The organism is Ferrimonas balearica DSM 9799 (assembly GCF_000148645.1).
In the GTDB taxonomy this organism is placed as follows: domain Bacteria; phylum Pseudomonadota; class Gammaproteobacteria; order Enterobacterales; family Shewanellaceae; genus Ferrimonas; species Ferrimonas balearica.
The window spans coordinates 2,605,300-2,618,871 of sequence record NC_014541.1; the positions used below are offsets into that span (position 1 = coordinate 2,605,300).

13 protein-coding genes, 2 tRNA genes and 1 pseudogene are annotated in these 13,572 nt (G+C 59.8%); 1 reads left to right on the forward strand and 15 read right to left on the reverse strand.

Annotated elements, in window-relative coordinates; all coding sequences use genetic code 11:
• Positions 1-403: 403 nt before the first annotated feature.
• Both FBAL_RS11920 and FBAL_RS20540 read right to left on the reverse strand, forming a co-directional pair.
• Positions 404-491 (reverse strand) — tRNA-Ser (locus FBAL_RS11920).
• Between the two features lie 273 nt (positions 492-764).
• A pseudogene (locus FBAL_RS20540) lies at positions 765-1,180 on the reverse strand (macro domain-containing protein).
• Between FBAL_RS20540 and FBAL_RS20545 the strand changes: the two are divergent.
• Complete coding sequence (locus FBAL_RS20545) at positions 1,163-1,357, forward strand: hypothetical protein (RefSeq protein ID WP_216086789.1); 195 nt, start codon at positions 1,163-1,165, stop codon at positions 1,355-1,357. The pseudogene FBAL_RS20540 and the gene FBAL_RS20545 sit on opposite strands and share 18 nt — an antisense overlap.
• 236 nt (positions 1,358-1,593) lie before the next feature.
• Here the strand turns inward: FBAL_RS20545 and FBAL_RS11930 are convergent.
• The 13 genes from FBAL_RS11930 to FBAL_RS11990 form a co-directional block, all read right to left on the reverse strand.
• Positions 1,594-1,681, reverse strand: a tRNA-Ser gene (locus tag FBAL_RS11930).
• Positions 1,682-1,771: 90 nt separating this feature from the next.
• Entirely contained in the window at positions 1,772-2,566 is a 795-nt protein-coding gene (locus FBAL_RS11935) for a CHAD domain-containing protein (RefSeq protein WP_013345846.1), read from the reverse strand.
• 58 nt (positions 2,567-2,624) lie between these two features.
• A complete protein-coding gene (nadA, locus tag FBAL_RS11940) occupies positions 2,625-3,689 on the reverse strand; it encodes a quinolinate synthase NadA (protein WP_013345847.1) in 1,065 nt (354 codons plus the stop codon).
• A 105-nt stretch (positions 3,690-3,794) separates the two neighbouring features.
• Positions 3,795-4,841, reverse strand: a complete 1,047-nt coding sequence (locus FBAL_RS11945) for a tetratricopeptide repeat protein (RefSeq protein ID WP_013345848.1) — start codon at positions 4,839-4,841, stop codon at positions 3,795-3,797.
• Between the two features lie 13 nt (positions 4,842-4,854).
• On the reverse strand, positions 4,855-5,820 hold the full coding sequence (locus FBAL_RS11950) for a type II secretion system F family protein (protein WP_013345849.1): 966 nt from the start codon (positions 5,818-5,820) through the stop codon (positions 4,855-4,857).
• A gap of 2 nt (positions 5,821-5,822) precedes the next feature.
• Positions 5,823-6,797: a type II secretion system F family protein gene (locus FBAL_RS11955; protein ID WP_013345850.1), complete on the reverse strand. Its 975-nt coding sequence runs from the start codon at positions 6,795-6,797 to the stop codon at positions 5,823-5,825.
• Between the two features lie 11 nt (positions 6,798-6,808).
• Complete coding sequence (locus tag FBAL_RS11960) at positions 6,809-8,137, reverse strand: TadA family conjugal transfer-associated ATPase (RefSeq protein ID WP_013345851.1); 1,329 nt, start codon at positions 8,135-8,137, stop codon at positions 6,809-6,811.
• 18 nt (positions 8,138-8,155) lie between these two features.
• Positions 8,156-9,409, reverse strand: coding sequence for a CpaE/TadZ family protein (locus tag FBAL_RS11965; RefSeq protein WP_013345852.1), 1,254 nt, complete (start codon positions 9,407-9,409; stop codon positions 8,156-8,158).
• A 2-nt stretch (positions 9,410-9,411) separates the two neighbouring features.
• A complete protein-coding gene (locus tag FBAL_RS11970) occupies positions 9,412-9,915 on the reverse strand; it encodes a TadE/TadG family type IV pilus assembly protein (protein ID WP_013345853.1) in 504 nt (167 codons plus the stop codon).
• On the reverse strand, positions 9,912-10,406 hold the full coding sequence (locus FBAL_RS11975) for a TadE/TadG family type IV pilus assembly protein (protein WP_013345854.1): 495 nt from the start codon (positions 10,404-10,406) through the stop codon (positions 9,912-9,914). The genes FBAL_RS11970 and FBAL_RS11975 overlap by 4 nt, the downstream gene beginning before the upstream one ends.
• Positions 10,406-11,779, reverse strand: coding sequence for a pilus assembly protein TadG-related protein (locus tag FBAL_RS11980; protein WP_013345855.1), 1,374 nt, complete (start codon positions 11,777-11,779; stop codon positions 10,406-10,408). Before FBAL_RS11980 ends, FBAL_RS11975 begins: the two co-directional genes overlap by 1 nt.
• Positions 11,780-11,812: 33 nt before the next feature.
• Positions 11,813-12,097, reverse strand: coding sequence for a hypothetical protein (locus tag FBAL_RS11985; protein ID WP_013345856.1), 285 nt, complete (start codon positions 12,095-12,097; stop codon positions 11,813-11,815).
• Positions 12,098-12,108: 11 nt separating this feature from the next.
• A complete protein-coding gene (locus tag FBAL_RS11990) occupies positions 12,109-13,572 on the reverse strand; it encodes a type II and III secretion system protein family protein (RefSeq protein WP_013345857.1) in 1,464 nt (487 codons plus the stop codon).

A 13,572-nucleotide genomic window follows, 5' to 3' on the forward strand; every position in this document is an offset into this window, starting at 1 on the left:
GCCTACGCTCTAAAACGACAAAACCCGCAACACTGTGCGGGTTTTGTTGAAGATGGCGGTCAGGGAGAGAGGAGTTTCACCCCTTTGGGGCCGCCGCAAGCGGCGTCACTTCGGCGTAAGCGCCCATCTCTTATAAAGAGCGCGAACTCTGCCGAGCCTTCTCATTCTCCCTGACATCGTGCCTGCGTTCTAAAACGACAAAACCCGCAACATTGTGCGGGTTTTGTTGAAGATGGCGGTCAGGGAGAGAGGAGTTTCACCCCTTCGGGGCCGCCGCAAGCGGCGTCACTTCGGCGCTGCGCGCCTACGTTGCGAACTCTGCCGAGCCTTCTCATTCTCCCTGACATCGTGCCTGCGTTCTAAAACGACAAAACCCGCAACATTGTGCGGGTTTTGTTGAAGATGGCGGTCAGGGAGAGATTCGAACTCTCGATACGTTGCCGTATACACACTTTCCAGGCGTGCTCCTTCAGCCACTCGGACACCTGACCTTTAAATTGTTTGCTTTGACGAGTTTTCCTCTCGACCACATTCTCTTACGAGGTGTGGCTGAATCGCACGGCTGAGCGTGGCGATTTTGTCGGCCCTGCCTCCGAGCAGCCACTCGGACACCTGACCTTGTTTTGTTGTCTTGGGGGCTCTCCCCTCTCGACGAGGCGTACTTTACGGATCCCCCCCGCTACCGTCAAGGGTCGTTTTTGGCAAAATGATTCGTTTGCGCAGTTCTGCGCCACAATGAACAGGATTACAACGCTTTGCGGTCACTATTGCCCCGCCCGACGGCCATCGGCCAGACGGGCGCGGTAGTGCGAAAGATCCGACTCGCGAAAGCAGCAGACAGTCAGCTGCATCCGAGCCGTCCACGCCTGCATCACATCCAGTGCTATCCGGGCAGCGCGGTCCGCCGGGTAACCGTAGATGCCCGTGCTGATGCAGGGGAAGGCGATGCTGTTGGCCCCAATCTCCTCGGCCAACACCAGACTGTTTTGGTAGCAGTGGGCCAGCTGGCGGGCCTCATTTTGGTCGCCCCCTGCCAGATGGGCCCCACCGTATGGATCACCCAACGGGCGGGTAAGGCAAATCCCGGGCTGTGTTTGGCCTGACCGGTGGCGCAGCCCCCCAAAGTACGGCAAAACGCTTTCAGCTCCGGTCCGGCGGCGCGATGAATGGCGCCATCCACACCACCACCGCCCAGCAACGTTGGGTTGGCGGCATTGACGATGGCATCGACATTCAGCTCGGTAATATCGCCCAGATGCAGTTGTATGGTCATGATTCGCTCCTTATCAGCAAGGATAGCGTCAGCAGGACTCAGGAGCACAGAGGCCGTTTCCGGGGGGGAATTGAGGGCGATTAGTTCACCCGACGGCGCTGTGGCATTGTCGTCGTGGCGTGGCCATAGTGCCCACGGCATTCGGCAGTGAGGGTCATACCGCTGGACGTTGCCAGGCTTAGGTAATAAAGGCGCCGGATAGTGGCAGGGCGAGACAGGTGCACCGATTTGGCGTCGCTCCGTGGGCCACAGGCCCACGCTACGGCTGCCTGCGTTCTAAAACGACAAAACCCGCAACACTGTGCGGGTTTTGTTGAAGATGGCGGTCAGGGAGAGATTCGAACTCTCGATACGTTGCCGTATACACACTTTCCAGGCGTGCTCCTTCAGCCACTCGGACACCTGACCTTTAAATTGTTGCAGCGGAATCGCTTGACGCTGTGCCCCGCTACGGGTTGCGCATATTAGGGAAGTGGCCCCGATACGTCAACGGCTTTTTTATCGAATCGGCGCGTCTGCGCTATTTTTCATCAAAAGATGTTGTATCCAGTCATCCAGCGCGTTTTTTTGGGTCATTTGAGCCGCTTTTAACTCTGCCCGGTACTGGCGAGCCTGGCGGGCGGCTTTGCCCTTCCCCGCCTGCAAGGGCTTCAGCAGGATTCGCTGACTGCACAGGTCGTTGAAATCCCCCAGCAAAGTCTGCCCCTCTTTTAACAACGCCAGCTGGCTGGGCTCACCGCACAAGGTCTCCAGATAGCGCCAACGCTTAATCAGGATGCGCAGACGATGCCACTGTGGCGTACTGGAGCGATTAAGCAAGCGCTGGCACTGGTGTTCAATTCGGCTCTTGAGGTGTTGGCGCACCCGCTCGGTTTCGGGGGCCAATACCCGGCCATCGCAGGGCCAGCTCAGTTTCAGTAACCACAGGGCGAGCTCTCGGTCCCGCTGCTGTTGCTCAGCCTCCGCGTGAAAAATCCGATAGGTGCGCTGACGCAAACGCCCGACCTCATCCTTGAGCGCCCCCGGATCCAGACTGGGCCAAAAGACATCGAGATCCCGGGCCAGGTTGGCGGCGCGGGCCTGCTCCCCCAGCAGTTGCGCCAACAGTGCCGCCGGTGTGTCTGCCAGCGCGTCCCGGTACAGGGTTAACAGGCTGCGCGCCTTGCGCAGGTGCACCCGGTACTGATGCAGGGCTTCAGGACTGCCATCCACATCCACACCCGTCAGATGCTGCAACGCGGTATCGTATTGAGTTGCTGCCCTTTCCCGTATCCCTGTCGCCACCGTTTCCATTGCCACCTCATACAAAAAAACGCCGAGCAAGTCGGCGTTTTCAGTATAGAGGTCGGGGTTAGGCGTTGCCTTTGACCTTCAGTCGCAGTTCGGCAGCGAAGTCGAGCATCCGGTTCAGCGGAATCATCGCTTTCTCCGCCAGTGCCGGGTCCACAAACACTTCGTGTTCGGTCTTGTCCTCGGCGGTCAGCGCACGCTCAATGGCGTCCAGGCCGTTCATCGCCATCCACGGACAGTGGGCACAGCTGCGGCAGGTGGCGCCGTTGCCGCCGGTGGGCGCTTCAATGAAGGTTTTCTCCGGTGACAGCTGCTGCATCTTGTAAAAGATGCCTTTGTCGGTAGCGACGATAAAGGTGTCGTTGGGCAGCTCCTGGCTCGCCTTAATCAGCTGCGAGGTGGAGCCCACAGCATCGGCGATCTCCACCACCGACTGCGGTGACTCAGGGTGCACCAGTACGGCGGCGTTGGGGTTCTGACGCTTGAGGTCAAACAGGGCGTTGGCCTTAAACTCGTCATGCACCACGCAGGCGCCCTGCCACATCAGCATTTCGGCACCGGTTTGCTTGGCGATATAGCTGCCCAGGTGGCGGTCAGGACCCCACAGGATCTTGTGCCCTTCGCTGTCGAGGTGCTCAACAATCTCCAATGCGATGCTGGAGGTAACCACCCAGTCAGCCCGGGCTTTCACCGCCGCAGAGGTGTTGGCGTACACCACCACGGTGTGGTCCGGGTGGGCATCACAGAAGGCGGTAAATTCGTCGGCCGGGCAGCCGAGGTCGAGGGAGCAGGTGGCCGCCAGCGTCGGCATCAGTACGCGCTTGTTGGGGGTCAGGGTTTTGGCGGTTTCGCCCATAAAGCGCACGCCCGCCACCACCAGGGTAGAGGCCGGGTGCTCCGCCCCGAACCGGGCCATCTCCAGAGAATCCGCCACACAGCCACCGGTCTCCTCGGCCAGGGCCTGGATCTCGGGATCGGTGTAGTAGTGGGCCACCAGGACCGCATCCTTCTCTTTCAACAGGCGCTTGATGCGCTCTCGGTATGCCTGCTTGGCTTCATCGCTCAGCGGGGTCGGCTTGGGCGGGAACGGGTAGTGCAGGTCATCGACAACAGGGGCTTCAATCATTCCGGTTCTTTGGCTTCAACAACGTTGGTCCGGCCATTATACGAAAACGGCCGGCCAAGGTTAACCGCAGAGTGACGGCGCTCAAGGGCGCCGTTCAGAATGGGATCAATGTCCGACCAGCGAATGGGACTGTGAGAAGCCACCGGATTGAAAACGGGCCTTAATCACCGCTTCCCGCACCGCATCACTGTCCGCCACCCGGGTTCGAAGCTGCAGTTGCTGTACCGCACGCAGGTTGTCCTGGGCGGTGGCAAAGTAGATGGGTGACGCATCAATGGCCTTGATAAACAGGCGCTCCGCTTCCTTCAGTTGCCCCTCGAGCATGACGAAATAACCGATGTCGTTGTAGGCATCGGCTTCCGGCATCACCCGGCGGAACGCCTGAAAAGCCCGCTCGCTCTGCCCCTGGCGGACATAGACCAGCCCCAGGTTGGTCCAGGCCCGGAGAAACTCCGGTTGCCGCTGTGTCGCCCGGCGCAGATAGGTTTCCGCCCGAATCAGGTCACCCGCCAGGTAGTAGGAGTAGCCAAGGTTATTCAGGGCTTTGGCGTTGCTGGGCTGCAGCGTCAGCACCAGTCGATAGAGGGCCTGGGCGCCATCGAAGTCGGCATCCAGGTCGCGCAGAATGCCGAGCGCCTGGTAAGCCTTGAGCGGCGAACGCTCATCAAGGGCATGCCAGGGTTGGGTACCGGACTCGCCCAGCTGCACCTGAATGCTGGTGTCTTCGGCATACAAGCGCTTCTGGTCCAGCCGAATCGCTTTGTCGAGGTAGGTACGGGCCTGGCCGTTATCACCACGGGCCATATGCAGAAGCGCCAGAGAGGTCATGGCAGGCAGGTGGTCAGGCTGAACCTTGAGGACATCCTGAAAAGCGGTGATGGCGTGGTCATTTTTCCCCAGTTGCGCCTGAATCTGACCAATCTGATAGAGGTACTCGAGGTTATCGGGCTGCGCGTCCAGCAGCTCCAGATAGGCTTTCAGTGCGGTGTTGTACTGCCCCATCCGTTGGGCGCTGACGGCCTGCTTTTGCAGCTGTTCGACGTTGGGGCCAGTGGCCACCGGAGGGGCCGACTGGCAGCCCGCCAGCGCCAGTACCAACACGGCACCGCTCAGCCAGCGTCCGGTGGTGGCATTTACTAATCGGTTTTTCATAAGCCATCCCTGTTCAGATTTTGTCCCACACTTCCATGACTTTGATGACCGCCGGGCCCACCGCGACGATAAAGAACGAGGGCCAGATGCAGGTCAACATCGGGAAGATGATCTTAACCCCGAGTTTGGCGGCCATCTCTTCCGCCGCCTGCATACGCTTGTCGCGGTACTCATCGGCATAAACCCGCAGAGTTTCGGCGATCCCAGTCCCCAGCCTCAGACTCTGGGTAATGGCACCATTAAGGCCGCGGATGTCGTCCAGACCGGTGCGTTCGGAGAACTCGTGCAGTGCGGTGGAGAGCTCAATCCCCGCCCGGTTCTTCTGGCACACCAGCAGCAGCTCTTCGGCCAGCTCTTTGTGGCTGACGCGCAACTCGACACTGACCCTCTGCAGGGCCGCCAGCAGCCCCTGGCCGGACTCGCAGCACACCACCAGCAGGTCGAGCGCATCCGGAAATCCGTTACGGATTTTGCGCATCCGGCTGGCGGCGAACCGGTCCAGAATAAAACTGGGCGTGAGTATCGCCAGCCCCATCAGCATCACGATGATGTAGATCTGCATAAAGGTGGAAAGGCCCACCATCATGGGGATGGCGATGATGCTGACCATCGCCATCAGCAACAGGAACAGCAGTCTCAACCCGTTGTAGATCGCCAGCGCGCTGTTGGAGTGGAAACCGGCGTGGATCAGGCGCTTGCGGCTGCCGGAGTTGTCCACGCTCAGATGCTTGACCAAGCCTTCCCGCACCCGGTTTTCATGCTCAAGGGCGTCGTCGAAATTGGCTCCGGAGCCGGAGGCCACCGCGCCGGTTTTCAGCTCCTTAAGGCGCATCCGGGTGGGAGAGTACAGGCCGGAAAAAAGGAAACTCAACGCCAGCGCCAGCATCACCCCGGCCGCCGCTGCAATGGCGTAAAACAGGTAGGTGGAGAGTTGGCGGTCGTTCAGAACCTCATTAATGACACCGAGAATATAATCCATGCTTACACCTCGATTCTTATCAGGCGGGAGATCCAGTAGATGCCGATCAGCATGCCGATGCCCGCAATGGTCAGGAGGGTGTTACCAATCTCCGTATCGGTCAGCTCTCTGGCGTAGGTTGGGCTGGAAAGATAGAGGTAGCCAAACAGTGCCAGCGGCACGCAAACCAGTACCCACGCTGACATCCGGCCCTGGGCGGAAAAGGTTTTGACCTGGCGCTGGAAACGGAAACGCTTGCGGATGATGCGGGTCAGGTTTTCCAGATTCTCCGCCAGGTTGCCGCCGGTCTCCTTCTGCACCTGAACCGCGGTGGAAAAGGCCATGGCCGATACCGACGGCACCCGCTCAATAAAGTGCAGCAAGGCGCGCCGGGTGTCTTTGCCGTAGTTGATCTCGGCAAACATCACCTTGAATTCGTAGGCGATCGGCCCATCCATCTCTTCGTAGGTCAGCTTGATCGCATCGGGAAAGGCGTAACCGGCCTGGATACCCCGGCGCAGGATGTCCAGCGCTTCGGGAAACTGCTCCTCAATCTTCTCCATCCGTTTATTGAAGTCCCGGTTGAGCTTGAGGTTAAACAGCGCCAGCACGATGATGGCGGCGGTCAGGGCAAGAAACCACTCACTGCGCCATAACCACACCGCCACGGCGACCACCAGTGCAGAAAACAAGGCGATCAACAGGAACTGGTAACCCAACAGTCGGGAACCAGACTGCTGCAGCTTAAAAGTGAGGTCGCTGACAAACTGGCTCTGCTCCATGGCTTTGCCCAGCGGCGAGGCCTTTTTAAGGCGATTCTCCAGGGCGATCGAGACGGCGGCTTTTTCGTCTCCCCACTCCTGAGCAAGCCGGTTGAGTCGCTCCTTAACCACCTTGGTGTCACCACGCTTAGGGCGGTACACCGGGATAAACAGCGCCTGGGACAACAGAATCACCGCCAGGAAGACGCAGCCAAGGAAAATCAGTTCGATGCTCATGATGGCCCCCTTCAGATGATCTCGAAGCTCTCATTGGAGCCAAACAGCCCGTGGGACAGGTTGATCCCTTTGCTGACCAGTTCATCGTAAAAGCGCGGAATGACACCGGTCGCCTGGAACTCACCGAGAATGTTGCCCTCTTTATCCCGGCCGCGACGCCGGAACACGAACAGGTCGGAGAGGGTAATCACCTCCCCCTCCATGCCGGTGATTTCGGAGATGCTCACCACCCGACGCTTACCATCCTCCTGCCGCTCCAGCTGCACCACAACGTGGATGGCCGAGGCGATCTGGGTGCGGATGTTCTTCACCGGCATATCGAAACCGGCCATGCACACCATATTTTCAAGACGACTCAGGGCATCGCGGCAGGTGTTGGCGTGCAATGTGGTCAGTGACCCCTCATGGCCGGTGTTCATGGCGGTCAGCATATCCAGCGCCTCGGCACCACGAACCTCACCAATCACGATCCGGTCCGGGCGCATCCGCAGGCTGTTTTTAACCAGTTCACGCTGATTCACCTCACCCCGCCCTTCGAGGTTGGCGGGCCGGGATTCCAGCCTCACTACATGGGGCTGCTGCAGCTGCAGTTCCGCTGAGTCTTCGATGGTGATGATGCGCTCATCAGAGGGGATGTAGCCGGACAGCACGTTGAGCATGGTGGTCTTGCCGCTGCCGGTACCGCCGGAGATCAGCACATTCAGCTTGCCCTCAACGATCGCCTTGAGCACCTGATACATCTCACGGGTGATGGCGTTGTAGTCGATCAGCTGCTCGGCGGTGAGCTTGTCCACGGTGAAACGGCGGATGGACATACTGGGACCATCCAGCGCCAACGGCGGAATGATGGCGTTGACCCGTGATCCGTCCTGAAGGCGCGCGTCCACCATCGGGCTGGACTCATCCACCCGTCGCCCCACACTGGAGACGATCTTATCGATGATGTTCATCAGGTGGCGGTCATCGTGGAAGCGCATCGGCACCGGTTCAAGCTTACCGAAACGTTCGACAAAGATGCTGCTGGCGCTGTTGATCAGGATGTCGGAGATGGTGCTGTCCGCCAGCAGAGGCTCCAGGGGCCCCAGCCCCAACACCTCATCGTTGATCTGTTTAATGATCTTATCCCGCGACACCAGGCTCAGCGGCCTTGGGTTGTCGCTGAGGATCTGGTTACACAGCCGGGTGATCTGCTGACGGGCCTCCGGCTCGGGGATCACCTCCAGCTTGGAAACATCCAGCATGCTGAGCAGGCGCTCGTACAGGTCCTGCTTAACCTCCTCTTCCTGAGGCGAAAGCAGCTGTTGGTGCAGCGACATATCCGGATTCGATTCGTGTCCCATAACATTGACCTCGTTCTATTAGCGCCAGAGCTTGGTCCAGAAACCTGACGGCTGGCTTTCTTGTTCCATCGGGATCAGCTGTTGGCAGATCTCCGCCACATCACGGGTAACCTGCTCCTTCGCGGCAAAGCGCGAGAGCCGACGTCCCTCATCCAGGCAGGTATTGACCCGCTGAAAATCGTTTCGCACGGTAAAGACGATGCCGACGCCGGAGGTGCTTTTGGCGTCCGCCAACGACACCATGCGGTTTTTCGGGGAGTAACGGTTGTAGACCAGCTGAATGCGCGAGCGCGCCACACCCAGGTCATTGATGAGGTGATTCACCGTCGCCGTGGCACTGCGCAGTGAGGCCAGGCTGTCCTGCATCACCAGCAGGATGGTGGTGGCTTCCATCAGAATGGGGTTGGCCCAATTCTCCGGCCCCCGCGACAGGTCCACCACCACCGCCTGGTAACAGCTGCGCAATTTGAACATCAACTGGGGCAGTTGCAGGTAGTTCACCGCCGTGCGGTCCTGCTGGCTGAACGGGGCGGCCGAGAGCAGGTGGAGGTTCTCCAACTGACTCATCATCCCGATCAGGGCCGACTCATCCAGCTCCTCGGCCTGGGCCAGAGCGTGGTGGAAAAAGTACTCCGGCTCCTGGTTAAGCAGGTGCGACTGGCCCGCCTGCACATGGTCCCCATCCACCAGCGCCACCTTGAGATCTTCCTGCCGACAGGCGAACTGGTCGGCAATGGCAGCAGCGAGGAAGCTGGCGCCGCAGCCCCCTTTGCTGTTGAGCACCACAAAGGTGGGCGCCAGCGCCGTAGCCTTGGCGACCGCATCCGCCACATCGAACAGCGCCTTAAACAACTCCTCTTTGGCGCCATACAACGGCAGATAGTCCCGGGCTCCGGCTTTCATCGCCTCGCGCATCAACTCCGGCGAGAAGTGCTCGCCCACCACCAGCATGTACTCACACTTGCCGGCGTAGCTCTCCAGCATCTGCAGTGCCAGCTCATGGTCTTTTGGCAGTTGCAGCACCAGCAGCCGATGAGCCTGGAAGTAGCTGGCATCGACCTGACTGGTGCTGACGTGGGTCAGTTTGACGTTGGGGACCGACACCAGCATATCCGCCAGCAGACGCCCCTCCTCCTGCACCGTACTGATCATCAGGGTCGGCAACAGCACGGGCAGGGTCTTCATCCGCGTAAGGCGTTCCAGGTGCTCCACGTTATCCATCTCCTGAAGGTGGTTCGCGCCGGTTTTATAAGAGGTATTCGATGCGTTCATGTTCAGCCTCCAGTGGAACTGCAATAGGTCACACCGTCTATGGTTTCTGCCGTATTGGAATCCGCGTATCGGGTCTGCCCCAGGCTTTCCGAGGGCATCAATGTCCGAAAAGCGGGAGAGTTCAGTTGAATAAACAAACCAGGAATGATCAGCTCATGCTGATAGTTCGCGACGGTGGCGCGTACCTGGGTGGTGTCGGGAATGCTTGCCGCCAGCGCACCGGTATTGGTGAGGTAATCAACAACGAGGTTGTCGGCGCTGAGGTTGGCCACCATCTGCCGCCCGTCAAACAGCGCCAGGGCCTTCATGGCGTCGGTGGGTTCCATGGTGCCCGGTGACGGGGCACACACCGCCGCCAGACGTGCGGCCCGGCGAGAGACCTCGGTCAGCGCGTTGTAGCTGTACATCAGGCGGGCTATCTCAAGGCAGGCAAACAGCATCACGAACACCACCGTCGCGACGATGGCAAACTCAACCACATAAGCGCCTTGTTGATGTCGTTTCATAGCGGCCTCATCGTCACCGTGGCGGTGATGTCCCAACTCAGGTCCACCGCGTCACCAAAGAAACCGGGGATGCTCTCACCAAACATCGGTGTCCAGTCGTAGGTGATGGACAGCGTGGCAACATCCACCAGCGCCGGGTCTGTCGGATCGCCCTCAATCAGGTTGATGGTGACCGCATCGGCGGTTAAGCCCCGCAGCAGCGGGGTGCCGCCACTGAGCTGACCGGTCACCGCCATATTGCGCACCTGGCTCTCGATGGTCTCGGAGATCCCCAGGGCACCCGTAGAGTTGGGCGAGGTGAAGCTGATCATATGGCGCGCCGCGTTACGGGCCAGGCTGTTGAGCTGGTTGTACTGGTAAAGCAGGCGCCCAAACTCACCGACGGCGTAGAACATCAGGAACAAAATCGGCAGGGCGATGGTGGCCTCTATCGCGGCAACCCCCCGCTGGCGAGAGCGCCGGGGCCGTTGTATCAGCGTATGTCTCATCATCACGAATCCTCGCTGGAAGGCGCGTGGTACAACACGATGCGGAAGGGCCCGGCGGTGTTATTCGGGGTTTCCGAAACCCCACCGGCATCATTGGTGCAATCGCCAAGAAACTCGCCGAGAACAAACGCGTCATTGCCCTTCTGCACCACCTCCTGCATCAGGTAGAAGCAGGCAAAACCGACAAAGGGCAGACTGTTCTGGCCGTTGTTGTTGCCAGTGCCGCAGTCGGCCACCACGATGGAGAATTCACGCCGCTTCTCCATCCCCATGGCGCTGCTGTTTGAATTGCGGTCAAAGCTGTCGGAACCATCAGCAGCAGCGGGACAGGAGTGGCCTTCAACGCTGTTGTACCAGCCGTTGTGGTAGTACTGGGGGTAGTTGGTATCCATATAGGCGTGATAGTCGGCGGTGCCATCAGGAATCGTAATCGGGCTGCCATTTTTGTCGGTGATGTTGCCATCACTGTCGACGTCCAGCGGCTCACCCACGCAGGTGTCCCAATCCTGCGGGTGATCGTCGGAGTTCACCGGGCCCTGCCAGCGCCCCATCCGGGTATTGAGCCCCTGGGCCACCGGGCCCACCGTGTTACCCGGCTCGGTTTCCACCTGCTCGGTGGCATTAGGGCCGTCGTAACCAAAACAGAACTGGTCACCGGCGGACTCCCCGGCCATGGCCCGCCGGATGTCCGCCGCCCCGGTGTTGTCACCCAGCCGGATCAGCTGGAAGTTACCGGGACCGATGGGGGTGTTCTGCTGCGACGAGATCTTCATCGCCATCATCTTGTTGAGCGGATAGCCGAAGTTGTCCTCACCCAAATCTTCAGCGCATACCATCATTGGCAGCAGGTCGGTGCTGCACTGGGGTGTTGAGGTACTGGGGCCAGCTACCGCCACCGCACTGACCCGTTTATCCACCCCCATCACCTGGGCAAAGAAGTTGTTCAGCGGCACATCGCTGACGGTCACCCGCACGTATTGCGCCCCCGGCGTTAACACCGGGACAAAGGGATCCGGCCGCTCCGAGAACTCCACGGTGATCTGGGGACTGACCTCATCCGATGCAAAGTTCAGCACCGACAGGCTGACCCGGTCATTCAGCTCCGCAAAATCCTGGGCGCCCAGGGCGCTGGTAAAGGTCACCAGCCCCTCCTGCCGGGCCCGAAGATAGTCGTACTCCTTTTGAATCGCGACGGCGCCGGACAGTGCCGCCGCATCCACCGCATTCTGCAGGCGCGCCTTGTTCAACAGCAGGTGGCCACCATCCAGTGCCAGAGCCCCCATCGCCAGGATGGCAAACATGGCAATGGTGATCATGATGATGACCGCCCCGCGCTGTCGGCGTCGCCCCTTCCCTATGGTTTTGGTGGTTAACATGATGGCTGATCTCCACTCAATTGCTGTCTTGGCTCAGTTATTGCCGCCGCCCCGACCCACGCCAAAGCGGCTCAGGTTGCCGCGAGCGGATTTGGGCTCGTAAGCGGATTTGCGATAGTTGTCCATAACGGTGTCGCCATACTGGCCATCCAGATCATTGATCCGTCCCTCGTCACGACGGGCCGCATCGGGATCCAGAATCTCCATCTGTTTGACGCTGGCGGTGGTGCCGCCCAGCGCAAACTGTTCCATTACGTTGTTGCTTTGGCACCCCGTCAGCAGGATGAGGGCCAGTCCGCCAGCAAGTTGAATTTTCATAACCTCGTCCTCTACAGGGAGTGACCGTACTTGTTCTGTGTGCCACCACCGTCGGTCGGCGGCAGCGCGGTCTGCGTCTCGGCAGACGCACTGTTCGGGTTGGTGTTCGGCTGAACATCCTCGTCACGCTTAGAGAGCCGCCCCATCAGGTAGAAACCCAGATCGGTCGGGTCAACAAAGCCATCGGTGGGCAGCACCAGCTTCTCCCGGTCCACCGGACGAACCAGGCGAGGCGTCACCAGGATCACCAGTTCGGTTTCCCCATTTCTGTATTCCTGGCTGGAGAACAGTTGACCCAATACCGGGATCTCACCCAGTCCGGGCAACTCGTCCATGCTCTCCCGCACGGTGCTGCTGAGCAGCCCGGCGATGGCGATGGTCTGGCCATCCCCCAGCTCAATGGTGGAGTTGGCACTGCGCTTGGTGATGGAGGGGGTGACCAGCGCGGTGGTGGACCCCTCAGGAATCACCCCAACCGCGTTGGCGTTGCTGAGCTCACTCACCAGCACATTGAGGTTGAGATTGATGCGGCCGGAGTCCAGCACGGTGGGCACGAACTTCACGCCGACACCAAACTCCTTGTACTCAATGGTGGTGCCATCCCGGTCTGGTACCGGAATGGGGAACTCCCCGCCGGAGAGGAACTCGGCCATCTGGCCACTCATGGTGGTCAGGTTGGGTTCCGCCAGCACCCGGGCCAGCCCCTGCTGCTTCGCCATGTCGATGGCAAAATCAAACAGCACATCGCCGCTGACGTAGCTGCCGAAGATCCCTTTGTTGCTGATCAGGCCATCGCCGCCCAGCAAACCGCCGATAAAGTCGGAGCCTTCAAACACCAGGGCAAAATCGGAATCGAGTGTCCGGGCCAGCTCGCGCTGCACCTCGGTCACCGTCACCTCCAGCATCACCTGGTGGCCGCCGCCCACACTCATCAGGTTCAGCACCGTGCTGGTGTTGTCGGAGTTGTTGGCGGCAACGGCGTAGCCGTGGGCCAGGTCCAGGGCCATGTTCATGCGGTCCAGGTTGGAGACCTGGCCCCCAATCACCAACTGGCCCTGAGAGCTGTGCACCTCAATCGGCTCATCGGGTAGGAAGCGATGCAGCTTCTCCTTCAGGCCATTGAGGTCATGGGTGATCTCGATATCGACGATGTCCACCAGGCGGTCCTGGTCATCCCACACCATGATGTTGGTGCTGCCCAGTTGCCGGCCGAGGATGTAAAGCTCCTTGGGGTTGATCAGCAGAATGTCGGCAATCGCCGGGTTACCCACCGAGACCCGCTCGGCGGCGTTGGCCAACGACATGGTTTTCGATTTGTGGATCGGCACCGGAAAGCTGTAGGGCACCATGCCGGTTTTGCCCCCCGCCATCAGGCTGGCCGGGAAACTGAACAGGGCGATGAGCAGCAGCCCCAACAGGCCAGAACGCGAACCTGCCGACGCCTTTTCCGTAAGTTGTGATAGCCAGTGTTTCAT